Source organism: Nocardioides sp. T2.26MG-1 (assembly GCF_950101795.1).
In the GTDB taxonomy this organism is placed as follows: domain Bacteria; phylum Actinomycetota; class Actinomycetes; order Propionibacteriales; family Nocardioidaceae; genus Nocardioides.
Genome location: NZ_CATNLZ010000033.1, coordinates 65147 through 88044, shown reverse-complemented (window position 1 = coordinate 88044; position 22898 = coordinate 65147). Strand labels below are relative to the sequence as shown.

Here is a 22898-nt window from a genome sequence, read left to right as displayed (position 1 = left end):
CGACGGGCGCTCCGATGCCTCCGACTTAAGTAGGCCTCTCTCACCCCGAGAAGAGGTACGCCGCGGACTCGGGGTTGATGCCCGGCCCCTGTGGGACGACCACCTGCGGGTCGTCCCAGCCGAGGCCGACGCGGACCACGCTCCAGGTGTTCGTCTTCCAGTTCGCCTCGGCGACGAGGACGTGTGTCGCGTCCGCCCAGCCGGCCCGGCTGATCACGTCGCCCTTCCCGGTGGACTCGAAGGAGCCCACCGGCTGGAGGTCCAGGTCGAGGATCGTGCCCTCGCCGAACATGTTGTTGTCGCCGCGCAGGCTGAGCACGTGCTGCCCGTCCGGGGAGAACTGCAGGCCCGAGACGTCGCAGGAGCGCGCCACCATCCGGCCGGCTTCGGGGTCGTACAGGCCCTCGCAGCCGTACATCTCGTTGTCGGTCGTGGGGATGAACGTGACCGCCCAGAGATCACCGTCCGGGCTCACGTCGATCACCCGGAACGGTTCGCTGGTCGTGAGGGGCTCGGTGCCTCCCGGCGTCAGGACCTCGGTCGTCGTCGTGTGGTCGCCGACGAGCAAGTGCTCGGCGTCGAGCACGGCGTCGATGCCGCCTGCGGCCTCACCGGGCATCGGGATGCCCGGCAGCGTGCGCGGCTCCGCCGACCCGCTGGCGAGCACGCGGACCGTGAGGTCCTTCGCGACCCAGGCGACCGCGTCGTCGAGGGCGCTCATCGTGATGATGTTGGCGCCCGCGGGGTACGTCGCCTGGACGGTGCCGTCCGCGGCGTAGACGCGGACGGCGTACGGCTGCTGCAGGGCCATCACGATCCGGCCGTCGGTGAGGACCCCCAGCTGCGAGACGTCCGCGTTGGCGACGTCCACCGACACGGTGTCCCCGTCGGGGCGGGTCAGGACCCCGTCGTGGAGCACGGATACTCCCGGCGCGGCGGGCGGCGCCGGTGCCGGGTCGGGACCCTGCGACCGGGGCGACCCGCCGGTCAGCACGGTCGGCACCAGGATCGCCACGGCGACGGCCGCAGCGACGGCTCCGGCGGCAGCAGCGCGGCGGCGCCGGCGGATGCCGTGCGCCTTGCTGCGCACGGACTCGAAGGTGAGCGGCGCACCGTGTGCCCCGTCGAACGCCTGGTCCGCGCGGCGCTCCAGCTCCCGGACGAAGCTCTCCTCGGTCATCGCTCCTCCTCCCGGTGGGTGGGGTTCAGGTCGGCGGGCGTTCGCTCGCGCAGTGCGGCGAGCGCCCGGCTGGTCTGGGACTTCACCGTGCCGACCGAGATGCCGAGCACGTCGGCGGTCTCGGCCTCGGTGAGCTGCTCGTAGTAGCGCAGCACCACCACGGCCCGCGCCTTGCGCGGGAGCGTCTGGACGACCTCCCACACGGCGGCGCCGACCCCCTCGTCGTACACGTCGTGGAACGGCGTCCCCTCGGGGACCGTGTCCGTGGGCGCCTCGCGGCGCTTCCAGCCGCGGCGCCACAGCGAGTTGTTCTCGTTGACCATGATCCGGCGCACGTAGGCGTCCACCGAGTCACGGTCACGCACCTTGTCCCACGCCAGGTAGAGCTTGGCCAGCGAGGTCTGGAGGAGGTCCTCCGCCTGGTGCTGGTCGCCCGTCAGCAGGTACGCGGTCCGGAGCAGCCGGCCCTGGCGGGCCTGGAGGTACGCCGTGAAGTCGGCGTCCCGCTCCGTCATCGTGGCTCCTCGAACTTCTGTCAGCACACACCCGAGACGCGATCGCCTGCGAGAGGGTTGCAATTCTGCACGCCCCGACCCCTGGTGATGGTCCCTGTCGACCGTGCCGTTCGGCCCTGGGCCCGGCGCGCCGATGGCTGGCAGCGTGCGTCGGGGAGTGACCTGACCACCCCGACCAGACACCGCGAGGAGCGCCTGTGCCGGCAACGACGACGTCCATCATCCAGGGCGGGATGGGGGTCGGCGTGTCCTCTTGGCAGCTCGCCCGCGCCGTCGCCCGGGCCGGCCAGCTCGGCGTGGTCTCCGGCGTCGCGCTCGACGCGACCGTGGCCCGCCGCCTCCAGGACGGAGACCCCGACGGGCACGTACGGCGTGCCCTCGCCGCGTTCCCCGACCAGGCGATGGCCGCGCGGGTGCTCGACCGCTACTTCCTCGCCGGCGGCCGCGAGCCGGGCCGCCCCTACCGGCCGACCCCGAAGCTCGCGTTGCGGCCCAGCCGCCACTCCCAGGAGCTCGCCGTCGTCGGCAACTTCGTCGAGGTCTGGCTCGCGAAGGAGGGCCACGGCGGCACCGTCGGCATCAACTACCTCGAGAAGATCCAGCTGGCGACCCCGGCCGCCGCGCTCGGCGCGATGCTCGCCGGCGTCGACGTCGTGCTGATGGGCGCCGGCGTGCCCCGCGAGACCCCTCAGCTGCTCACCGACCTCGCCGACGGACGGGTCGGCGGGGTGGGCGTGGACGTCGCCGGCGCGCCCGAGCGGTACCGCGTGGAGGTCGACCCGGTCGACCTGCTCGGGTCGAACCTGCCGCCGCTGACGCGGCCGCGCTTCCTCGCGATCGTCTCCGCCACCGTCCTGGCCGCGTACCTCGCCCGGGACGACTCGACCCGTCCCGACGGCTTCGTGATCGAGGGTCCGGTCGCCGGCGGGCACAACGCACCGCCGCGCGGCACCATGACGCTCGACGAGGACGGTGAGCCGGTGTACGGCGCCCGCGACGCGGTCGCCCTCGACAAGGTCGCGGCCCTCGGGCTGCCGTTCTGGCTGGCCGGGGCGTACGGCACCCCGGACGGCCTGGCCGCCGCCCGTGAGCTCGGCGCCGCGGGCGTCCAGGTCGGCACGCTGTTCGCGCTCGCGAGCGAGTCCGGGCTGCGTCCCGACCTCCTGGACCGGCTGCGCGGCGGGCTCGGCTCCGGGACGCTGCAGGTCCGCACCGGCGTGCGGACCTCGCCGACCGGCTTCCCGTTCAAGGTCGCCGAGCTCGACGGCACACTCGCCGACCCCGAGGTCTACGAGGCGCGTGACCGGCTGTGCGACCTCGGCTACCTGCGCACGCCGTACCTCACCCGGGCCGGCCGGGTCGGCTACCGGTGCCCCGGGGAGCCGGAGGACGCGTACGTGCGCAAGGGCGGCGACCTGGCGGACACGGTGGGCCGGATGTGCCTGTGCAACTCGCTCACCGCCGACATCGGGCTCGGGCAGACCCGTCCGGACGGCTACCAGGAGCCGGACCTGGTCACGCTGGGTGGTGACCTGGGCGGCCCGCGGCGGCTGCTCGAGCGGCACCCCGCGGGCTGGACGGCCGCCCAGGCGGTGGCCTGGCTCGAGGACCGGTGAAGAGGCGGTTCGGGCGCAGGGACGGCGCGACCAGGCATCCTGGGCGCATGACCCTTGCTGTCCCGCACGCCGGCGCCTCGCCGGACGCCTGGTTCCGGCGCCGTCCGCCCCTGACCTGGGCGGTCGTCGTGGCTCTGTTCGCGGGCATCTTCGCGCTGCGACTCTCCGGCGGCACCGTCGAGGACGCGTACTCCATGCTCTACGTCTTCCCGGTCGCGCTGGTCGCGGTCGCGTTCGGCCGTCGCGCGGGGACCGCGGCCGGCGTCGTCGCCGTGGCGCTGATCGTCGTGTGGGCGGTGACCCGCGACGTGGGGCTGGACCCGCTCGGGTGGGCGTCTCGGGTGCTGCCGATCCTGCTGCTCGGGCTCCTGGTCGGCGACGCGACCGACCGGGTCCGGCGGACCGAGTCCGAGCGCCGGCGGCTCGAGAGCGCCGCGCTGCTGCACCGGGACGCGATCGAGATCAACGACTCCCTGGTGCAGGGGATGGTCGCGGCCAAGTGGTCTCTCGAGGCCGGCAACCTGGACGCGGGACTGAGCACCCTCAACGCCACGATCACCCAGGCCCACGAGCTGGTGTCCGGGCTGATCCGACAGGCCGGCATGGGCGGACGGACCGAGCAGCTGCCTCCGCGCGAGTAGCTCCCGCAGTTCTCCCGCCCCTGCTCGACGGGTGCCCGCCTACGGTGGCATGGTCACCCCACGTCCGGCGAGAGGAAGCAGCATGCAGCAGGTCAAGGCCGTGGTCGCCCACGGCTTGGGACAGCCCGTCGAGGTCACCACGATCAACGTCCCGGACCCCGGTCCCGGCGAGGCGGTCGTGAAGGTGCAGGCGTGCGGGGTCTGCCACACCGACCTGCACTACCGCGAGGGCGGCATCAACGACGAGTTCCCGTTCCTGCTCGGCCACGAGGCCGCCGGCATCGTCGAGGCGGTCGGGCCCGACGTCACGTCGGTCGCGCCGGGCGACTTCGTGATCCTCAACTGGCGCGCGGTGTGCGGCGACTGCCGGGCCTGCCGGCGCGGCGCGCCGTGGTACTGCTTCGCCACCCACAACGCCACCCAGAGGATGACCCTCGCCGAGGGGCCCGACGCCGGGACTGAGCTCTCGCCCGCGCTGGGCATCGGCGCGTTCGCCGAGAAGACGCTCGTCGCCGCCGGCCAGTGCACCAAGGTCGACCCCTCCGCGCGGGCCGCGGCCGTCGGCCTGCTCGGCTGCGGCGTGATGGCCGGCATCGGTGCCGCGATCAACACCGGCGGGGTCACCCGCGGCACGTCCGTCGCCGTGATCGGCTGCGGTGGCGTCGGCGTCGCCGCGATCGCCGGCTCGGCGCTCGCCGGGGCGTTCCCGATCATCGCCGTCGACATCGACGCCAAGAAGCTCGAGGCCGCCCGGCGGCTCGGCGCCACGCACCTGGTCGACTCCAGCGGCACCGACCCGGTCGCCGCGATCCAGGAGCTCACCGGCGGCTTCGGTGCCGACGTGGTCATCGAGGCCGTGGGACGCCCCGAGACCTGGAAGCAGGCGTTCTACGCGCGCGACCTGGCCGGCACCGTGGTGCTCGTCGGCGTACCCACCCCGGACATGAAGGTCACTGACCTCCCGCTGATCGACGTCTTCGGCCGGGGCGGGTCGCTCAAGTCGAGCTGGTACGGCGACTGCCTGCCCAGCCGCGACTTCCCGATGCTCGTCGACCTCTACCAGCAGGGCCGCCTCGACCTCGACGCGTTCGTCACCGAGGAGATCGGCCTCGACGACGTGGAGGCGGCGTTCGAGCGCATGCACCACGGCGACGTGCTGCGCTCGGTGGTGATCCTCTGATGGCGGCGCGGGTCGACCACGGTGTCTCCTCCGGGACCTTCAGCCTCGACGGCGAGACGTTCGAGGTCGAGAACAACATCTGGGTCGTCGGCGACGACACCGAGTGCGTGGTGATCGACGCCCCGCACGACGTGGCCGACATCCTCGCGGTCGTGGGGGACCGCACGGTCAAGGCGATCGTGTGCACCCACGCCCACGACGACCATGTCCGGGTCGCCCCGGCACTGCGGGAGGAGGTCGTCGCGCCGATCATGCTGCACCCGGCGGACCGCCCGCTCTGGGAGCTCACCCACACCCGCTACCTCTGGGACCTCGACCTCGAGGACGGGCTCGAGATCCCGGTCGGCGGGACCTCCCTGCGGGTCCTGCACACCCCCGGCCACGCTCCGGGAGCGGTCTGCCTGTACGCCGCGGACCTCGGCTGCGTCTTCACCGGGGACACCCTGTTCCAGGGGGGTCCCGGTGCGACGGGACGCTCGTACTCCGACCCCGACCTGATCGTCGAGTCGATCCGCTCGTCGCTGTTCGCGCTGCCCGACGACACCGTCGTCCACCCCGGCCACGGGGCGGACACGACCATCGGTGCTGAGCTCTCGGGACTCGGGACCTGACCCGGCTTGGGACAGGTCCCGGGATCCGGTCGCCAAAGGTCCCGCAGATCGGGACCGATTGACCTCCTAGTCCGAGGACTCCGGCCCTGATTCGTTCAGGGTTCAAGTTCTTACGGTGGTGACACCAAAGCAGATGTGGCGGAGACACCGCCCCGAAACTAGGAGTCACCACGATGCGATCTGCATTCGACAAGCTCATCTCGTGGACGGGCCTGGCCCTCGCCGCCGTCCTTCTCATCGCAGGTGGCCTGCTCACCTGGGCGAACACCTTCATCGGCAACCAGGTCCACGACCAGTTCGCGATGCAGGACATCGTCATGCCGGAGGGCGAGGCTCTCGCCAGCCTGCCCAAGGCCGACGCCGACGCCCTCAAGGAGTTCGCCGGCAGCCCGCTCGACAGCGGCCCCGAGGCCCAGGCCTTCGCCGACCACTACATCCTCGCCCACATGAACGCCTCCTCGGAGGAGCTCGCCGGAGAGGTCATGTCCTACTCCGAGGTGAGCGGCAAGGCCCGCGCCCTCGCCGCCGCACTGGCCGAGAACCCCAACCCGACCCAGGCCGAGCAGGACGAGGTCGCCGCTTGGTCCGGCCTGAAGGCGACGCTGCTCGACGGCAACACGCTGCGCGGCCTGCTCCTCTACGGCTACGCGTTCGCCACCATCGGCACCATCGCCGGCATCGCCGCCATCGTCTCCTTCGTCGGAGCGGGCATCCTGCTGGTCCTGTTCGCCCTCGGTATCTGGCACGCCCGCAAGGTCGAGAAGACCGCTCCGGTCGGCGCCCGCGCCGCCGTCGCCTGATCGTCCTCGAGGACTGACTCAGTCGCCACACACCATCTCCCGGGAGCCCCCGTCGGCTCCCGGGAGATGGCTTATTTGCGCCTGGTTCGGGTCGTCCGCCTCAGCGCGGTCCATGCATCGCCGAGAGGCGGACGACCCGTCAATCAGAAGGGTCTGACGAGCAGCGCGACGCCGTGGCCGGCGACCCGGGTGAGCACGATCGTGGCCTCCTGGTCGCCGGAGAGGTCGAGGCGCTTGCGCAGCTGCTCGGGCACCACGTCGACGCCGCGCTTCTTGATCGTGAGCCGGCCGATCCGTCGCTCGCGCAGCGCCGCGCGGAGCGCCTTCTCGCGGTACGGCAGCTCCTCGAGCACCTCGTACCCCTTGGCGAACGGGGTGCGGAACGAGGCGTCGGAGGCGACGTACGCGATGTGCTCGTCCACCAGCCGTCCGCCGACGCCCGCCGCCACGGCGGTCACCAGACCGGCCCGGATCACGGCGCCGTCGGGCTCGTAGAGGAACGCACCCACGGGGCCGACCTCGGCGCCCGGGTCGTCTTCGTCGGTGAGCGTCGCGAGGCCGCCGTCGCCGATCACGGTCGCGCGGCGCTCCGTGGTCGCGAGCCGGCCCGACCAGAGCGCGGCCTCCTTGACGTCGCCGTGGTCGCTGACCCACTCCGCCTCGACGCCGGCCGGGACCAGGTCGTGGGGGATGCCCGGGGCGACCTTCACGCACGCGTCGCGGGTCAGCAGCGCCTCGACGAACGGCCACGGCGGGGTCCACCCGTCGACGTCGAAGACCCGGCCGCGGGCGGACCGGCGGGCCGGGTCGGCGAAGGCCACGTCGAACGGCGTCGTGTCGAGCGTGGTCGCGTCGGCGACCATCACCGCGCCGGCGAGGCCCAGCGCGTCGAGGTTGGCCTGCGCCACGGCCACGCGGACGTGGTCCAGGTCGACGCCGGCGGCGGTGAGCCCGGCGCGGGAGGCCGCGACGAGGTCGCCGCCGATCCCGCACCCGAGGTCGACCATGGTCGTGGCGGACGAGGCGACCAGCCGCGCGGCCCGGTGGGCGGCGACCCGCTGCCGGGTCGCCTGCTCGAGACCGTCGGGGGTGAAGTACATCCGGTCGGCGTCCTCGCCGAACTTCTCGCGGGCGCGCACCCGCAGTGTCGCCTGCGTCAGCGCCGCCGCGACGTGGGCGGGATCCGCCGTACGCCGCAGCCGGGTCTGGCAGGCGAGCGTGTCCTCGCCGGCCGCGACGGAGGCCGCCGTCGCGTCGAGCAGACGCGCGCCCTCGGCGGTCAGCAGCCAGCGGAACGCCTCGAGGTCCATCCCCGGATCCTGTCATCCGGGGGCCCGCTGGCACTCAGTTGCCGCGAGTGCTAGTTTCTGAGTTGGCACTCTCCTCGGGAGTGTGCCAGCGCTTGTCACCCGGCGCGGCCCCCGCGACGGCGTGCCGGACGGACAGGCACCAGACGTGCACCACCCACTACATCGAGTGCCAGAAAGTGGAGGTTGATCAGCAGTGTCGGTCAACATCAAGCCCCTCGAGGACCGGATCGTCGTCAAGCCCCTCGACGCCGAGCAGACCACGGCCTCCGGCCTGGTCATCCCGGACACCGCCAAGGAGAAGCCCCAGGAGGGCGAGGTCCTGGCCATCGGCCCGGGTCGCATCGACGACAACGGCAACCGCGTCCCGCTCGACGTCAGCGTCGGCGACAAGGTCATCTACAGCAAGTACGGCGGCACCGAGGTCAAGTACGCCGGCGAGGAGTACCTCATCCTCTCCGCGCGCGACGTCCTCGCAGTCGTTTCCTGATTTCCCGGGTCGTCCGCCCTACGCCTGTCTCGCGCACGGTGTGGGGCGGACGACCCGAACTCGTTAGAGGAGAGATATGCCCAAGATCCTGGAGTTCGACGAGAACGGTCGCCGCTCGCTCGAGCGCGGTGTCGACGCGCTCGCCAACGCCGTCAAGGTGACGCTCGGCCCCAAGGGTCGCTACGTCGTCCTCGACAAGAAGTGGGGCGCCCCGACCATCACCAACGACGGTGTGACCGTCGCCCGTGAGATCGAGCTGGACGACCCGTTCGAGAACCTCGGTGCCCAGCTCTGCAAGGAGGTGGCGACCAAGACCAACGACATCGCCGGTGACGGCACCACCACCGCCACCGTGCTCGCCCAGGCGATGGTCCACGAGGGCCTGCGCGCCGTCACCGCCGGCGCGAACCCGATGGGGCTCAAGCGCGGCATGGACGCCGCGGCCGAGGCCGTCGGCGACGCCCTCAAGGAGGCCGCCCGCGAGGTCGAGTCGCGCGAGGACATGGCGTCGGTGGCCACGATCTCGAGCCGCGACAGCATCATCGGCGACCTGCTCGCCGAGGCCTTCGACAAGGTCGGCAAGGACGGCGTGATCACGGTCGAGGAGTCCAACACCATGGGCACCGAGCTCGAGTTCACCGAGGGTATGCAGTTCGACAAGGGCTACATCAGCCAGTACTTCGTGACCGACCCCGAGCGCATGGAGGCGGTCCTCGAGGACCCCTACATCCTGCTGCACCAGGGCAAGATCTCGGCCGTCGCCGAGCTGCTCCCGCTGCTGGAGAAGGTCATCCAGTCCGGCAAGCCGCTGTTCATCCTGGCCGAGGACGTCGAGGGCGAGGCCCTCTCGACCCTGGTCGTGAACAAGATCCGCGGCACGTTCAACGCCGTCGCGGTCAAGAGCCCGGCGTTCGGTGACCGCCGCAAGGCGATGATGCAGGACATCGCGACCCTGACCGGTGGTCAGGTGGTCGCCCCCGAGGTCGGTCTCAAGCTCGACCAGGTCGGGCTCGAGGTGCTCGGCCAGGCGCGCCGCGTCGTGATCACCAAGGACGACACCACGATCGTGGACGGCGCCGGCGACCCCAAGGACGTCGAGGGCCGGGTCAACCAGATCAAGGCCGAGGTCGAGAACACCGACTCCGACTGGGACCGCGAGAAGCTCCAGGAGCGCCTCGCCAAGCTCGCCGGCGGTGTCTGCGTGATCAAGGTCGGCGCCGCCACCGAGGTGGAGCTCAAGGAGAAGAAGCACCGCATCGAGGACGCCGTCTCCGCGACGCGCGCCGCGATCGAGGAGGGCATCGTCGCCGGTGGCGGCTCCGCCCTCATCCACGCGGTGTCGGTCCTCTCCGACGACCTCGGCCTCACCGGTGACGAGGCGCTCGGCGTCCGCGTGGTCCGCAAGGCCGCCGACGAGCCGCTGCGCTGGATCGCCGAGAACGGCGGGGTCAACGGCTACGTCGTGACCACCAAGGTCCGCGAGCTCGGCGTCGGCCACGGCTACAACGCCGCGACCGAGGAGTACGGCGACCTGGTCGCCCAGGGTGTGCTCGACCCGGTGAAGGTGACCCGCTCCGCGCTGGTCAACGCCACCTCGATCGCGGGCATGCTGCTCACGACCGAGACCCTGGTCGTCGAGAAGCCCGAGGACGAGGACGACGCCCCGGCGGCCGGCCACGGCCACGGGCACGGGCACGGCCACTAGTCCCATCTGACGTCGACCCGCCCGAAAGTTTCGGGCGGGTCAACGTCATTTCTGGATCAGTCACGCAGGCGGCCCACCCACTGCGTCGCGCCGTTGCGGTGGTTGACCGGCGTGTGCCACATGACCTGTCGGGCGTCCCCGGTCGGACCGCCGAGACCCCACTGGGAGAGCCCGTCGCTGATGCGCAGGAACCGATCGCTGCTCAGGTCGTAGACGTAGGTGCCGCTCCGAGAGTCGTCGTCGCCGGCATAGACCGACGCGTTGACGACCTCGCTGCCGGAGGGCAGCACACCGTCCAGCCCGCTGCCCTGGAGGGTGACAACCTGAGCGCCGTCGGCGGTCAGGATCTGCACCCGGTCGTCCCGCACCCCGTCGTCGTAGGTGCCGCAGTACTCGCTCATCACCACCCGGTCGTCGGTCGCACCGAACCCCAGCAGGTTGCACCTCTCGCCCGCGTGCGGATCGAAGGAGTGCTCGTCGCCGCTCGCGAGGCCGCGCACGTGGACCGACCCTGCGTCGCCGTTGGTCCTGTCGGTCCACATCATCGAGGAGGCGGTGAACGCGACGTCACCGACGCTCAGCTGCTCGTCGCGGACGTCGGAGGATTCGGTGAGCGAGACCGACCACAGATGGAAGGTGTCACCCGCGGCGTCCGCATCGTCGGCCTCGCCGTCGCTCGCCGTCGGCCAGCCACCGGCGGGTGGCTCGCCCTGGGTCGCGGGGATCCTCACGTACAGCCGATGGTCGGGGCCCAGCTGCGCGCGGGGGAAGTCGGTCTTGGGGAGGCCCGGCCAGGTCAGCGTGCGCCACTCCTGGTCCGTGCGGTCGAACACGTGCGCCCTCATCGCACCGCGCAGGCCGTTCTCCAACGACACGAGGACCAGCTGGTCGGCGCCCAGTTCGACCGGCCACAGCTGGTCCTGACCAACCCCTTTCAGGTCGGGCAGCCAGTCCTTCTCGCCGGTCGCGGGGTCCATGAGTGCGTAGTGCTGCTGCCAGCCGGTGCCGTCCCGGGGACCGTTGCGGAAGAGGATCAGGCCGTCGTCGGTGACGCCGTCGAGGTACTGGCCGTTGTCCCTGTTCAGGTTCTCGTTCGTGTACGACGCCAGCACGTCGTAGTCGCGCCCCTCGACAGCCCGCTTGGCATCCGCGAGCCGCATGGTGGGTGCGTCCGGCCGGGGCGGCGTGCTCGCCGGCTCGGCGCGGTCCCCGCCGACGGATCCGACGAGGGACGCCGCAACGACGACTCCGGCGACGGCGAGCGCGACGCCGCCGAACGCCGTGGTCCGGCGTGCCCGGACCCGACGGTGCCCCGTCGCCACGATCGAGGCGAGGTCGAGATGGCCCGGCGGGGCGTCCGCGACGGTGTCGCGCAGCAGCTGTTTGAGGTCGTTCACCACGGCAGGTTCCTCTCTCCGATCACGGCGAGCTCGTCGCGTGACGCGCTCTCGAACATGGACCGCAGCGACGCGAGCGCCCGCGAGCTCTGGCTCTTCACGGTGCCCTCGCTGCAGCGCAGCGCGGCGGCCGTCTCCCGGACGTCGAGGTCCTCGAAGTACCGCAGCACCACGCACGCACGCTGCCGCTCCGGCAGCCGGGCCAGCGCCGCCATCAGAGCCGCCCGGTCCGACACCTGGGCGGCGACGTCCTCACCGGACGCCAGCTCGATGTCGGGCTCACGGGGCCGCTCGGTGCTCGAGCGCTTCCGGCTGGCGTCGAGGAACGCGCTCACCACCGCCTTGCGGGCGTAGGCCAGCTCGCCGCCGCGCCGGACGAGGCGCGGCCAGGCGACGTACACCCGGATCAGCCCCTCCTGCGCGTGGTCGGAGGCGCGGTCCCAGTCGCCGCACAGCAGGTACGCCGTGCTGCGGAGCCGGCTGTGCGAGGCGGCCGCGAACTCCGAGAACTCGGCATCCACCTGGCGTCGATCCATGCCAGTAGAACGAGGTGACCACGACATCGGTTGCACGGTATCCCCGATCGAGGCTCACTCAGTCGCAGCCGGGCTCGACGGCGCAGATACTCCACGGGCACCCTCTCAGGGAGACGTGATGTGCGCGAAACACGCACGATCCGGTGGCGCAACCTGCCCGGGCCACGCTGGGCCCATGTTGTGGAGAGTGCGTACGTCGCTGCCGGACCGGCCGGGCGCCTTGGCCCAGATCGCCGCGAGCTGTGGTGCGGCCGGCGTGAACATCCTGGGCCTGCAGATCTTCCCGGGCATCGAGTCCGTGACCGACGAGCTGGTGCTGCGCACCCCGGAGGGCTGGGACGACGACCGCGTCGTCGAGCTGCTCGAGGGCGCCGGTGGCCTCGCGGTGGTCGCGATGCGATGCGCCGAGGCCGCGCTGACCGACCAGCCGACCCGCTACGTCCAGGCCGCCCGCACGATCCTCACCCAGCCGATGTCGTTCCCGGAGGTGGTGGCGCGGCTCTTCGACGCCGAGGCCGACCCCGCCGACGACGGCCGCGCGCACCGGCAGGACGTCATGGAGATGGTCGTCGGTGACGTCCAGGTGCAGGTCCGGCGTACGGCACCGTTCACCGCCACCGAGCACGCCCGCGGCACCGCGATGGCCGACCTGGTCTCCGACGTGCTCGAGCGAGCGCGGGAGAGCGCGCACGCCCCCCACCTGGGGCGCCGGGTCGGCGGCGGCGCGACGCCGGAGTACGTCGCGGACGGCGACTCGGTCTCCGCGATCATCGACGGCGTCGCGGTCGGGCTGGCCGTGGTGCGGCCCGAGGCCGAGGAGCCCGGTGTCCGGCCGGTGACCCTGCGGGTCGACCCGGCCTGGCAGCGCCGAGGGATCGGCACCCGGCTGCTGGTCGACGCCGCCCGGCTGGCGACCACGCTGGGGGCCGACGAGGTCGTGCTCACCACCCGCTCGGACAACCAGGCGGTGCTGCCGATGGTGATGGCCGCGGGCCTGCGCGGCCGGATCCGGATGGCCGCCGACACCCTGGTGGTCCGGGTGCCCGTCCGCGACCTCAAGCCGCTGCCGGTCTAGCGGTCGCGCGCCGGTAGGCTGTGGGAGTGGAGCTGCCTGAGAAGTTCGCCGCCCTGGGCCTGACCTACGACGACGTCCTCCTGCTGCCGGGTCACTCCGACCTGGCGCCGTCGGACATCGACATGACCTCGCGGCTCACCCGCGAGATCTCGCTGAAGGTGCCGCTGGTCAGTGCCGCGATGGACACCGTGACCGAGTCGCGGATGGCGATCGCGATGGCCCGTCAGGGCGGCCTCGGCGTGCTGCACCGCAACCTCTCGATCGAGGACCAGGCCTACCAGGTCGACCTCGTGAAGCGCACCCAGACCGGCATCATCTCCAACCCGGTCACAATCGGCCCGGACGCGACGCTCGAGCAGCTCGACCAGCTGGCGGGGGAGTACCGCATCTCCGGCTTCCCGGTCGTGGACGCCGAGCACCGGCTGCTCGGCATGATCACCAACCGCGACCTGCGCTTCACGCCGGTCGCGGAGTGGGCCACCACCAAGGTCGACGAGGTGATGACGCCGATGCCGCTCATCACCGGCGACTCCGACATCTCCCGCGAGGACGCGACCGTGCTGCTGCGCCAGCACAAGCGGGAGCGGCTGCCGCTGGTCGACGAGGCCGGCCACCTCACCGGCCTGATCACCGTCAAGGACTTCGTCAAGGGCGAGCAGTTCCCCAACGCGTCGTACGACGCGGCCGGGCGCCTGATGGTCGGCGCCGCGATCGGCTACTTCGGCGACGCCTGGCAGCGCGCGACAACGTTGATCGAGGCCGGCGTCGACGTCCTCGTCGCCGACACCGCCCACGGACACGTGACGCTGCTGCTCGATATGGTCCGCCGGCTCAAGTCCGACCCCGCCACCAAGCACGTGCAGGTGATCGGCGGCAACGTCGCCACCCGCGAGGGCGCGCAGGCGTTCGTCGACGCCGGCGCCGATGCGGTCAAGGTGGGCTTCGGGCCCGGCTCGATCTGCACGACCCGGGTGGTCACCGGCTGCGGGGTGCCCCAGATCACCGCGGTCTACGAGGCGTCGCTGGCCTGCCAGCCCGCCGGCGTACCCGTGATCGCCGACGGCGGCCTCCAGCAGTCCGGCGACATCGCGAAGGCCATCGTCGCCGGCGCCGAGACCGTGATGATCGGCTCGCTGCTCGCCGGTTGCGAGGAGTCGCCCGGCGAGCTGATCTTCGTCAACGGCAAGCAGTACAAGTCCTACCGTGGCATGGGCTCGCTCGCGGCGATGTCGAGCCGCGGCAAGAAGTCCTACTCCAAGGACCGCTACTTCCAGGCCGAGGTCACCAGCGACGACAAGATCGTGCCGGAGGGCATCGAGGGCCAGGTCGCCTACCGCGGCCCGCTGGCCGCGGTCGCGCACCAGCTGATCGGCGGCCTCAACCAGTCGATGTTCTACGTCGGCGCGGCGACGATCCCGGAGCTGCAGAACAAGGGCTGCTTCGTGCGGATCACCTCCGCCTCGCTCAAGGAGAGCCACCCGCACGACGTGCAGATGACCGTCGAGGCGCCCAACTACACCGGACGCTAGCCCGTATCCCTAGAAGGCGTAGCCCATCTGGCCGATCCGCACGCGGGCGCGCTTGGCGAGCTGGGCGGTCAGTCTCGTCCGGGCCGCCACCGGCACCTCCAGCTGACGGGTGACGGTGCGCCGCCGCGGCACCTGCAGCGTCACGGTGCCGCGCCCGGCCGACAGCTTCAAGGTGGTGCCGCGCTGGGCGCCCGAGACGGTCACGTCGACCAGCACCGACTGGGCGGAGTCGGGGATCCGGAGGTCGATCCGCCGGGTGCCGGCGAACGCCGCGGAGAGCAGCGCCCGGGGCGCCGGCCGGAGGCAGTCGGACACGCGCGCCTCGATCGCGCGCAGGCCGATGGTCGTGGCGGCGGGGTCGAGGATCATCCCGCCGGCGACGGCGCACTGGTAGCCGCCGGTGATGGTGCTCGCCTCGAGCACGACCACCCGGCGGCCGACGGGGTAGGTGGTGTCGCCGATCGGCCGCAGCTGACCCGACAGCGCCGCGGTGCCGGTGACGACGAGCCGCTGCGGTGCGATCGTGTCGGTCCGGCTGATCGCCACCGTGGGCCGGTAGACGCCCGCGATGTTGGTGGTGAGGTCGCCGTCGACAGTGAGGATCCCGCTCGGGCGGATGTCGGCCGGGCCGGCCGGCACGTCGCCGGCGATCGTGCCCTCGCCGGTGATCCGGGCCCCGCTGACGAACGTCGTGCCCGCCAGGTCCCACGTCGACGCGCCGGCGTGGGCGACGGTGCCCTGGCCGCCGAGCTCGACCCAGCGCAGTACTGCGGGATCGCCGCCGTCCCCGCCGCCGACCTTCATCGTCGAGCCCTTCTGCAGGGTGACCCGCCCGGTGTCGGTGCAGCAGCCGCCGGAGTCGAGCACGGCCCCGGCCGGGACCTCGAGGGTGGCCTGGTCGGGCATCACCAGCCGCCCGCCGCCCCCCATCACCCGCAGCGTGGAGCCCGGCTCGACGCGCAGCCCACCGGCGGGCGTGAGCAGTCCGGTCTGCCCGGCCCGTGTCCGGTCCCAGACCTCGATGGTGGTCTGGGTGCCCGGCTCGGTCGTCGCCTTCACGGCGTCCGCCATCGTCAGCCGCCCGCGGACCCTGGCGCCGGCGAGCTCCACCGCGCCCTTCCCGACGATGCTCCCCACCCCGGACACCTCGGTGTACGGACCGAGCCGCAGCACCGTGTCGTCGTCGAGGCCCAGCTTCTCGCCGTCCTCGATGAACTTCAGGGTGCCGTCCGGTAGCAGCGGGTGGGCGGGGTCGTAGGCCTCGCCGTCGGTCTCGTTGATGTCGACGGTGCCGCCGCCCTTGAGGGCGGCGTCGCCCACGGTGCCGTTGACGGCATGCCCGCCCACCCGGATCGGCCCGCCGGTGATCTCCAGCGTGTTGCCCTTCGGGACGACCACGTCGCCGGCCAGGTCGATGCCGAGCTCGTCGAGGCGTGCGGTGGAGCCGGTCGCGCCGATCGCCGAGAACACCTCGAGCGTGCCGTCGACGATGACCGTCGACGTGGCGCCGCTGCAGCACCGGCTGCCCAGCACCTTCGCGGCGGGGTCGACCAGCAGCTTGCCGGTGCTCGCGATCCGCATGCTGCTGTCGAACATGAACGTGAGCCACGGGCCGTCCCCGGCGCCCAACGGCCCGGTCATCAGCGACAGCGTGCTGTTGATCGTGAGGGTCTGGTGGCCGGTCAGGCTGCTGGTGCCGTTGCCGAAGTGCATCGGCGTGTCGCTCATCATGATGTACGACGGGGTCGGGTCCAGCGGCGGCGCGGAGACCATCAGGTCGGTGTTGATGTCGCCGCCGTTCCACCGCAGGCTCCCGGTGATGACCTGGCCCTCACCCGTCATCGACACCAGGCCGTCGGTGGAGCCGGTGACGCTCAGGCTGGTGAGGGTGATGTCGGGGACGTCGGTGATCGTCGGCCGGGGTCCGGGGCCGAGCTCGACGGCGTCGCCATCCTTGGGCACGCCCTCGGGACGCCAGTTCTTCTTGTTGCCCCACACCGTGCTCTCGGCGCCGCTCCAGGTGTACGTCGTCGCGGCGCTCGCGGGCGGGACCGGGACGAGGAGGGTGACGACCAGCGTCGCGACGACGGCTCCGAGCAACGTGACCGGGCGCATGGAGCCTCCTCGAGAGTGGTGCGCCCGATCCTGCACCTGCGCCGCCGGCCGCGGAACGGCCCGGCCGGGCCATTGACTACACCGGGCGGTAGACCAGCAACCGCCCCTGTGCGTCCGGGCCCTCCAGGTGAAGCTGCACCGTGTGGTCACCGCTGAGCAGGACCGGGGCGTACATCACGCTCGGGGAGTCGGATGCCTGGCCGCTGGCGTTGGACCCGACCCAGCCTCCCTCGGGAGCGCCGTGCCAGGACAGGAACCCGCCGGTCGCGCCGACGTAAGCCGCTGCGACGAGGGCGTCGTCATCCGAGGTGTCCACCTCGTAGAAGTCACTCCCGTCCCAGCGCACGACGTCGGTGAGCTGCCAGGTGCGTCCGGCCTGTTCGAGCACGGGCGGGACGTCCGTGCCGAGCACCCGCGTCGGGGCGACGGTCTCCCGGTAGAGGGCGAGGCCGAACAGCACATCAACGCCGGCCGCGCGGGGGCCGTCCTCGCCCTGGGTGACGTAGACGGCCATGGAGCCGTCACCGGAGCGAGGCGGGGCCAAGGCCGACTCGTTCGCCGGTCCAGGGTCGGCGCCGGCGTCGAGGTCCTCGCAGGGGGTGGCGCCGGCCGTGAGACCGTCCTGGTGCAGCCAGAGCCCGGGTGTCGAAGACCGGCAGTACGCAGAGGTCTCCAAGCCGGCCAGGTCCTCCGGGGCGCTGATGCGTGCGTCGTCAGCGCCCCGGGAGAACGCTGCGGCGACGAGCTCGTGCCCGGCGTACTGCTGCCGGAAGACCACGCCGTCGGAGGAGATCCCCGGTGCGAGCTCGCCGGTGGGCTCGTAGACCGCCACCTCGGCCTCGGCGACGTCCGGGGTGCCGACGAACTCGACGCGCAGGCCGCTCGCCCCCACCCCGGTCGTGGCGGGGGAGACCTGCTCGCCGCCGCGCACCCGCGCGACCGGGTAGTAGCCCGACCAGAGGGTGGCCTCACCCGAGCCGAGGCCGGTCGACACGAGCCTCACAGCCGTGGGTCCCTCGGGCGCCGGGTCCAGCACAACGGTCCCGTCGCCCGCCACGCGGTGCGTGGAGGCGAGCTTGTACGGGAAGCCGTACACGTCGATTCGCTGCGGGACCTGGACGTCCTCGAGCGTCTCGGCCGGCTCCGGGGACGAGGGGCTGCGCAGCACCCCGACGCCGGCGGTGGCGGCGACCAGCATCACGGCGGCGGCCATCGCGACGGCGCCGGCCCGACGCCGGCGCACCGTTCGCACCCGCTGCCGGACGGCAGCCGGCCGGACGTGCCGCTCGGTGTCGTCGAAGGCCGCCTCCCGCTCGAGGATCGTGCGCAGGTCGTCGAGGGTGTTCATGAGGGCTCCTCCGTGGTCTCGGTCGCGAGCGCGGGGTCCACCCGCAGGTGGGCGAGCGCCCGGCTGGTCTGGCTCTTCACGGTGCCGGGGGAGATGCCGAGCAGGCGGGCGGTCTCGGCCTCGCTGAGGTCCTCGACGAACCGGAGCACGATCACCGCCCGCTGGCGGCGGGGCAGCCGGCCCATCGCGGTCCACAGGTCCTGGCGCTGGTCGGATTCGTCGTGCTCCCCGGAGCGGGCGACCTCGGGCGGCTCGGCGTACGCGTGCTCGCTGTTCCACTTGCGCCGCCACCAGGAGGCGAACGTGTTGACGAGCACCTTGCGGACGTACGGCTCCGGGTCCCCCTCGATCCGGGACCACGAGAACCACGCCTTCGTCAGCGCGGTCTGCAGCAGGTCCTCGGCGAGGGCGTGGTCGCGGGTCAGGAGGTACGCCGTGCGCAGCAGACGGCTCGAGCGGGCCGCGACGAACTCGTCGAAGTCCGTCCGAGTGCTCACCGCGCCTCCCGCGTCCGAGATCAGCCGCTCACCGGCCAGGGCATCCATACCAGGTCCGACCGCCTGGACCCCGCGCCCGGTTGCCGCGGACCTCGATAGAGTTCCTCGGTGACCGACATCGAGATCGGCCGGGCCAAGCGGGCCCGGCGCGCCTACTCCTTCGACGACATCGCGATCGTGCCGTCCCGGCGCACCCGCGACCCGGAGGAGGTCAGCACCGCCTGGCAGATCGACGCCTACCGGTTCGACATCCCCGTGCTGGCGGCGCCGATGGACTCCGTGATGTCGCCGGCCACGGCGATCGCGCTCGGGCGCTTCGGTGGTCTGGGTGTGCTCAACCTCGAGGGTCTGTGGACCCGCTACGAGGACCCCGACCCGCTGCTCGAGGAGGTCGCCGCGCTCCAGGGCAACGAGGGCACCCGCCGGCTCCAGCAGATCTACACCGAGCCGATCAAGCCCGAGCTGATCGCCGAGCGGCTGCGTGAGATCCGCGAGGCCGGCGTCACCGTCGCCGGGTCGCTCTCGCCGCAGCGCACCAAGGAGTTCGCCAAGACCGTGGTCGACGCGGGCGTCGACATGTTCGTGATCCGGGGTACGACGGTCTCCGCCGAGCACGTCTCCTCGCAGGCCGAGCCGTTGAACCTCAAGGAGTTCATCTACGAGCTCGACGTGCCGGTCATCGTGGGCGGCTGCGCCACCCACCAGGCCGCACTGCACCTGATGCGCACCGGCGCGGCCGGTGTCCTCGTCGGCTTCGGCGGGGGAGCGGCCCACACCACGCGCACCGTGCTCGGCGTCGCCGTGCCGATGGCCTCCGCGGTCGCCGACGTGGCGGCCGCGCGCCGCGACTACCTCGACGAGTCAGGCGGCCGCTACGTGCACGTGATCGCCGACGGCTCCATCGGCATGTCCGGCGACATCGCCAAGGCCATCGCGTGCGGCGCCGACGCCGTCATGGTCGGCTCGCCGTTCGCGCGCGCCACCGACGCGCCCGGCCGCGGCTTCCATTGGGGCACCGAGGCCCACCACCACGAGCTCCCGCGCGGCCAGCGGGTGCAGTTCGAGACCGTCGGCACCATCGAGGAGATCCTGTTCGGCCCCTCCCGGGTCGCCGACGGCACCATGAACCTCATGGGCGCGCTGCGCCGGTCGATGGCGACGACCGGCTACACCGAGCTCAAGGAGTTCCAGCGCGTCGAGGTGGTCGTCGAATGAGTCGCGCATGAGGTCCGCGTGATCGTCGCGGCCGGCCAGGCGGCCTCGGTGAGCGGCGACCTCACGGCCAACGTCCGCACCGCGGCCCGGCTCACCGGCCTCGCCGCCACCCAGGACGTCCGGCTGCTGGTGCTCCCGGAGGCGTTCCTCACCGGGTACGACGTCGCCGCGTTCGACGGCCCGCTGCCCGACGCCGGCGACCTCGGCGGGGCGTGGCTCGACCCGCTCCGCGAGCAGGCGGCGGCCGGGGTGACGGTCGTCGTCGGCACCGCGCTGCGGCGGGGTGCCGACCGGCGGCTGTCGCAGATCGTCGTCCGGCCCGACGGCACCGCGACCGCGCCGTACGACAAGCAGCATGTCGACAGCATGGAACGCGAGTTCTTCACCGTCGGCGACCACGGCACCTCGATCGTGGTCGACGGCCTCGAGCTGGGGCTCTCGATCTGCTACGACGGCTGCTTCCCGGAGCACGCCCAGGCGGCGGCCCGCGACGGCGCGGTCGGGTACCTGGCCTCGGCGGCGTACTTCCCCGGCGGGGGCGACCGGCGCGACCTCTACTACGCCACCCGCGCGCTCGAGAACGGCATGTACGTCGTGCTGTCGGCGCTCACCGGCCGCTGCGGTGCCTTCGACTTCATCGGTGGCTCGGCGGTCTACGACCCCGAGGGTCGGCCGGTCGCCCGGCTCGCCGAGGACGAGGGGCTCGCGATCGCGGACCTCGATCCGGCGCTGGTCGCGCAGACCCGGGCGACCCACACGATGGTCGGCGACCGCCGCGACGACCTGGGTCCGCGGGTGCGGGAGTGACCACCGACCTGGCGGTCGCCCTCGAGGCCGTGCGCGCGGGTGCCACGGCGCTCCTGGCGATGTACGGCCGGGACCTCGAGCGCACCTACAAGACCGACACCGACTTCGCGACCGCGGCCGACCTCGCCTCCGAGCGGGCGATCCTCGAGGTGATCCACCGGGCCCGGCCCGCCGACGGGTTCGTCGGCGAGGAGCTCGGCGACGCCGGCGCGTCCGGCAGCGACCGGGTCTGGCTGGTCGACCCGCTGTGCGGCACGTTGAACTACGCCGCAAGGACCCCGCTCTACTCGGTCAACGTCGCACTGCGGACCGCGGCCGGCACGCAGGTCGCGGCGGTCGCCCACCCGTCCGCCGGCGAGGTGTACTGGACGGGCGGTGACGCGTTCGGCATCGACGGTCGCGAGTCCGGAGCGGTGGCCGGCCCCACGGACCTGGTGGACATCGACGTCGACTGGGCGCGTGACGGCGCACCCCTCGGCCTGCGGCTGATGGCCGACCCCGGGTTCCGCTCCCGGTTCGGGGCTCGCGTGTCCTCGACCAGCCTGGCGCTCGCCTGGGTGGCCACCGGCCAGCGGGCGGGGTACCTCGTCGACGGGCGGCACGACGACAGCGTCCACTTCGCCGCCGGCCTCGCGCTCTGCGCGGCCGCCGGATGCGTGGTCACCGACCTCCGCGGCCGGCCCGTCCACACGGGGGAGGGGATCCTCGCCGCGGCCGACCCAGGGACGCACGCCGCTCTGCTCGAGCTGGTCGCGGCCCACCTCTGAGTCGGTGGCGGCGAAGATGTCCGCGATGTCTTTCAACCTTCCGGCGCCGGGCGGGCTCTTCCCCCGGTGATGGCACCCGACACCGAGTTCGCCGAGTACATGGCCGCCCGCTGGGCGGCGCTGTACCGCACGGCGTACCTCCTCACCGGCGAGCACCACCAGGCCGAGGACCTCCTCCAGGACGCCCTCGCCCGGACCTGCGTGCGGTGGCGCTCGATCCGCGACCGCCGCGCCACCGATGCGTACGTGCGCACGGTGATGCTCCACCAGGCGCAGCGCCAGTGGCGCCGGCGCGGGCGGGAGACCGTCGTCGCCGAGACGCCCGACACCGGACAGGGTGGGGGGCTCGACGTCCGGGCCGACCACCTGGCCCTGTGGGAGGGGATCCGGACGCTTCCGCCGCGGATGCGGGCGACGGTGGTGCTCAGGTACATCGAGGACCTGTCGGAACAGGAGACGGCCGAGGCGCTCGGCGTCTCCGTCGGATCGGTCAAGAGCCAGACCCACCACGCCCTCAGGCGGCTCCGCGCCGCCGTACCCGACCTGGAGATGAAGCCATGACGCCCACCGACCTCCGCGAGAGCCTGACCGAGATCCGCGACGCCGTCGCGGTGCCACCGGTCGACGTCGTGCGCTTCGACGATCGGGTGCGCCACCACCGCCGGCTCCTGCGGGCCCGGCGGACGGTCGCCGCCGCGAGCGCGATCGCCGCTGTCGCGGGCGTGGTCGCCGTGGTCCCGCACGTGCTGCCCCGTCCCGAGTCGATCCCGGTCGCGAGCGAGGGCTCGGCGGTGGGCGTGCCCGTCGTGCTCGACGGACGGGTGCAGGAGGTCGGCCCCGGCGGTTCGCTCACCGACACCGGGCTGTCCGGTCGCCCGCTCGGTCGGCTCGCCGGCCGGCTCGTGGTCCTCGACGGGCACCGCCTGCTCGGTGTCGGCGACGCTCCGATCGAGGACGTCGTCACGGCGTACGTCGACCCCACCGGCGTCACCTACCAGACCACCGACGGGCTCATCGTGTTCACCGGCGAGCACGGCCAGCGGAGCGCCCAGGGTCCGGGCACGCTCCTGGCGGGTAGCGCCACCCTCTACGTCGACGACGAGGGGCACGGCCCGCTGATCCACGCCGCCGATGGCATCCACCCCGTCGACCTCGGCAGCGACGGGACCCGCGTCGAGCTGGACCGCGTCGAGGCCGCCGGCCTCACGGTGGTGTTCGTCCACGACGGCCAGGTGGAGGTCTACGGCGCGGACGGCGAGCGCCGCGACGGCCCCCTCGGCGGCACCACGGGTGCGTTGTCGGCCGACGGCACCACCTACGCCTACGCGCCCGACGGCGACGAGCTCGCGAACGGCATGGCCGCCGGGCTCACGTTCTACGACACCCGGTCCAGCGAGGTCCGGCGCGTCCCGCTCGCCGACGCGGCCGTCGACCTCGCCTGGTACGACGGCGACCTCTACGTCCTCACCCAGGGCAACGGCGAGCGGGCACTGTGGCGCTGCGACACCGACGCCTGCGACCGGGTGCTGACCGCGCCCGGCTCGACCCTGAGCCTGGAGTGACCGCG

The 22898-nt window shown here is 72.6% G+C and carries 22 protein-coding genes; 14 read left to right on the top strand and 8 right to left on the bottom strand.

The window, feature by feature from the left end; all coding sequences use genetic code 11:
- Nucleotides 1-40: 40 nt before the first annotated feature.
- Both QQZ14_RS18495 and QQZ14_RS18490 read right to left on the bottom strand, forming a co-directional pair.
- Nucleotides 41-1180, bottom strand: a complete 1140-nt coding sequence (locus QQZ14_RS18495; protein WP_284535875.1) for a hypothetical protein — start codon at nt 1178-1180, stop codon at nt 41-43.
- The gene (locus tag QQZ14_RS18490; protein ID WP_284535874.1) at nt 1177-1695 is read right to left on the bottom strand and encodes a SigE family RNA polymerase sigma factor; all 519 of its coding nucleotides are present in this window, start codon (nt 1693-1695) and stop codon (nt 1177-1179) included. Before QQZ14_RS18490 ends, QQZ14_RS18495 begins: the two co-directional genes overlap by 4 nt.
- Before the next feature lie 197 nt (nt 1696-1892).
- On the opposite strand from QQZ14_RS18490, the gene QQZ14_RS18485 reads away from it, so the two are divergent.
- The 5 genes from QQZ14_RS18485 to QQZ14_RS18465 all read left to right on the top strand — a co-directional run bounded on the left by QQZ14_RS18485 (nt 1893) and on the right by QQZ14_RS18465 (nt 6543).
- Nucleotides 1893-3311, top strand: a complete 1419-nt coding sequence (locus QQZ14_RS18485; RefSeq protein WP_284535873.1) for a nitronate monooxygenase — start codon at nt 1893-1895, stop codon at nt 3309-3311.
- A gap of 47 nt (nt 3312-3358) precedes the next feature.
- A complete protein-coding gene (locus QQZ14_RS18480; RefSeq protein WP_284535872.1) occupies nt 3359-3952 on the top strand; it encodes a hypothetical protein in 594 nt (197 codons plus the stop codon).
- Nucleotides 3953-4034: 82 nt separating this feature from the next.
- Nucleotides 4035-5132 (top strand): S-(hydroxymethyl)mycothiol dehydrogenase, encoded by a 1098-nt coding sequence (locus QQZ14_RS18475; protein ID WP_284535871.1) that lies wholly within the window; start codon nt 4035-4037, stop codon nt 5130-5132.
- Nucleotides 5132-5743, top strand: coding sequence for an MBL fold metallo-hydrolase (locus tag QQZ14_RS18470; RefSeq protein ID WP_284535870.1), 612 nt, complete (start codon nt 5132-5134; stop codon nt 5741-5743). Before QQZ14_RS18475 ends, QQZ14_RS18470 begins: the two co-directional genes overlap by 1 nt.
- A gap of 173 nt (nt 5744-5916) precedes the next feature.
- Nucleotides 5917-6543: a hypothetical protein gene (locus QQZ14_RS18465; RefSeq protein ID WP_284535869.1), complete on the top strand. Its 627-nt coding sequence runs from the start codon at nt 5917-5919 to the stop codon at nt 6541-6543.
- Nucleotides 6544-6686: 143 nt separating this feature from the next.
- Here QQZ14_RS18465 and QQZ14_RS18460 read toward each other — a convergent pair whose 3' ends face one another.
- Complete coding sequence (locus tag QQZ14_RS18460) at nt 6687-7853, bottom strand: class I SAM-dependent methyltransferase (RefSeq protein WP_284535868.1); 1167 nt, start codon at nt 7851-7853, stop codon at nt 6687-6689.
- 193 nt (nt 7854-8046) lie between these two features.
- Here QQZ14_RS18460 and groES point away from each other — a divergent pair, with 193 nt between their 5' ends.
- Both groES and groL read left to right on the top strand, forming a co-directional pair.
- Nucleotides 8047-8340: a co-chaperone GroES gene (groES, locus tag QQZ14_RS18455; RefSeq protein WP_183592203.1), complete on the top strand. Its 294-nt coding sequence runs from the start codon at nt 8047-8049 to the stop codon at nt 8338-8340.
- Nucleotides 8341-8416: 76 nt separating this feature from the next.
- Nucleotides 8417-10045: a chaperonin GroEL gene (groL, locus tag QQZ14_RS18450; RefSeq protein WP_284535867.1), complete on the top strand. Its 1629-nt coding sequence runs from the start codon at nt 8417-8419 to the stop codon at nt 10043-10045.
- 56 nt (nt 10046-10101) lie between these two features.
- Here groL and QQZ14_RS18445 read toward each other — a convergent pair whose 3' ends face one another.
- Together QQZ14_RS18445 and QQZ14_RS18440 are read right to left on the bottom strand one after the other, a co-directional pair.
- Nucleotides 10102-11445 carry a hypothetical protein gene (locus tag QQZ14_RS18445; RefSeq protein ID WP_284535866.1) on the bottom strand — a complete coding sequence of 448 codons (1344 nt, stop codon included), beginning with the start codon at nt 11443-11445 and terminating at the stop codon, nt 10102-10104.
- On the bottom strand, nt 11439-11978 hold the full coding sequence (locus tag QQZ14_RS18440; protein WP_284535865.1) for a SigE family RNA polymerase sigma factor: 540 nt from the start codon (nt 11976-11978) through the stop codon (nt 11439-11441). The genes QQZ14_RS18445 and QQZ14_RS18440 overlap by 7 nt, the downstream gene beginning before the upstream one ends.
- Nucleotides 11979-12153: 175 nt before the next feature.
- On the opposite strand from QQZ14_RS18440, the gene QQZ14_RS18435 reads away from it, so the two are divergent.
- Complete coding sequence (locus QQZ14_RS18435; RefSeq protein WP_284535864.1) at nt 12154-13053, top strand: GNAT family N-acetyltransferase; 900 nt, start codon at nt 12154-12156, stop codon at nt 13051-13053.
- 26 nt (nt 13054-13079) lie between these two features.
- Entirely contained in the window at nt 13080-14582 is a 1503-nt protein-coding gene (gene guaB, locus QQZ14_RS18430; RefSeq protein WP_284535863.1) for an IMP dehydrogenase, read from the top strand.
- Nucleotides 14583-14591: 9 nt separating this feature from the next.
- Here the strand turns inward: guaB and QQZ14_RS18425 are convergent, their stop codons facing one another.
- The 3 genes from QQZ14_RS18425 to QQZ14_RS18415 form a co-directional block, all read right to left on the bottom strand.
- A complete protein-coding gene (locus QQZ14_RS18425; RefSeq protein ID WP_284535862.1) occupies nt 14592-16697 on the bottom strand; it encodes a hypothetical protein in 2106 nt (701 codons plus the stop codon).
- Between the two features lie 76 nt (nt 16698-16773).
- On the bottom strand, nt 16774-18045 hold the full coding sequence (locus tag QQZ14_RS18420; RefSeq protein ID WP_284535861.1) for a hypothetical protein: 1272 nt from the start codon (nt 18043-18045) through the stop codon (nt 16774-16776).
- Nucleotides 18042-18542: a SigE family RNA polymerase sigma factor gene (locus QQZ14_RS18415; RefSeq protein ID WP_284535860.1), complete on the bottom strand. Its 501-nt coding sequence runs from the start codon at nt 18540-18542 to the stop codon at nt 18042-18044. Before QQZ14_RS18415 ends, QQZ14_RS18420 begins: the two co-directional genes overlap by 4 nt.
- A gap of 108 nt (nt 18543-18650) precedes the next feature.
- Here QQZ14_RS18415 and QQZ14_RS18410 point away from each other — a divergent pair, with 108 nt between their 5' ends.
- From QQZ14_RS18410 to QQZ14_RS18390, 5 genes are all read left to right on the top strand, one after another.
- A complete protein-coding gene (locus QQZ14_RS18410) occupies nt 18651-19757 on the top strand; it encodes a GuaB3 family IMP dehydrogenase-related protein (RefSeq protein ID WP_284535859.1) in 1107 nt (368 codons plus the stop codon).
- An 18-nt stretch (nt 19758-19775) separates the two neighbouring features.
- Entirely contained in the window at nt 19776-20564 is a 789-nt protein-coding gene (locus QQZ14_RS18405; protein WP_284535858.1) for a carbon-nitrogen hydrolase family protein, read from the top strand.
- Nucleotides 20561-21331: an inositol monophosphatase family protein gene (locus QQZ14_RS18400; protein ID WP_284535857.1), complete on the top strand. Its 771-nt coding sequence runs from the start codon at nt 20561-20563 to the stop codon at nt 21329-21331. The genes QQZ14_RS18405 and QQZ14_RS18400 overlap by 4 nt, the downstream gene beginning before the upstream one ends.
- 69 nt (nt 21332-21400) lie before the next feature.
- Nucleotides 21401-21892, top strand: coding sequence for a SigE family RNA polymerase sigma factor (locus tag QQZ14_RS18395; RefSeq protein WP_284535856.1), 492 nt, complete (start codon nt 21401-21403; stop codon nt 21890-21892).
- On the top strand, nt 21889-22893 hold the full coding sequence (locus tag QQZ14_RS18390; RefSeq protein WP_284535855.1) for a hypothetical protein: 1005 nt from the start codon (nt 21889-21891) through the stop codon (nt 22891-22893). Before QQZ14_RS18395 ends, QQZ14_RS18390 begins: the two co-directional genes overlap by 4 nt.
- The last annotated feature ends 5 nt before the right edge of the window (nt 22894-22898 follow it).

Excerpts from the sequence above, each read along its gene's own strand:
- QQZ14_RS18495 (WP_284535875.1), bottom strand. The coding sequence starts at position 1,180 with ATGACCGAGGAGAGCTTCGTCCGGGAGCTGGAGCGCCGCGCGGACCAG.
- QQZ14_RS18490 (WP_284535874.1), bottom strand. The coding sequence starts at position 1,695 with ATGACGGAGCGGGACGCCGACTTCACGGCGTACCTCCAGGCCCGCCAG.
- QQZ14_RS18480 (WP_284535872.1), top strand. The coding sequence starts at position 3,359 with ATGACCCTTGCTGTCCCGCACGCCGGCGCCTCGCCGGACGCCTGGTTC.
- QQZ14_RS18475 (WP_284535871.1), top strand. The coding sequence starts at position 4,035 with ATGCAGCAGGTCAAGGCCGTGGTCGCCCACGGCTTGGGACAGCCCGTC.
- QQZ14_RS18470 (WP_284535870.1), top strand. The coding sequence starts at position 5,132 with ATGGCGGCGCGGGTCGACCACGGTGTCTCCTCCGGGACCTTCAGCCTC.
- QQZ14_RS18465 (WP_284535869.1), top strand. The coding sequence starts at position 5,917 with ATGCGATCTGCATTCGACAAGCTCATCTCGTGGACGGGCCTGGCCCTC.
- QQZ14_RS18460 (WP_284535868.1), bottom strand. The coding sequence starts at position 7,853 with ATGGACCTCGAGGCGTTCCGCTGGCTGCTGACCGCCGAGGGCGCGCGT.
- groL (WP_284535867.1), top strand. The coding sequence starts at position 8,417 with ATGCCCAAGATCCTGGAGTTCGACGAGAACGGTCGCCGCTCGCTCGAG.
- QQZ14_RS18440 (WP_284535865.1), bottom strand. The coding sequence starts at position 11,978 with ATGGATCGACGCCAGGTGGATGCCGAGTTCTCGGAGTTCGCGGCCGCC.
- QQZ14_RS18435 (WP_284535864.1), top strand. The coding sequence starts at position 12,154 with ATGTTGTGGAGAGTGCGTACGTCGCTGCCGGACCGGCCGGGCGCCTTG.
- QQZ14_RS18425 (WP_284535862.1), bottom strand. The coding sequence starts at position 16,697 with ATGCGCCCGGTCACGTTGCTCGGAGCCGTCGTCGCGACGCTGGTCGTC.
- QQZ14_RS18420 (WP_284535861.1), bottom strand. The coding sequence starts at position 18,045 with ATGAACACCCTCGACGACCTGCGCACGATCCTCGAGCGGGAGGCGGCC.
- QQZ14_RS18395 (WP_284535856.1), top strand. The coding sequence starts at position 21,401 with ATGGCACCCGACACCGAGTTCGCCGAGTACATGGCCGCCCGCTGGGCG.
- QQZ14_RS18390 (WP_284535855.1), top strand. The coding sequence starts at position 21,889 with ATGACGCCCACCGACCTCCGCGAGAGCCTGACCGAGATCCGCGACGCC.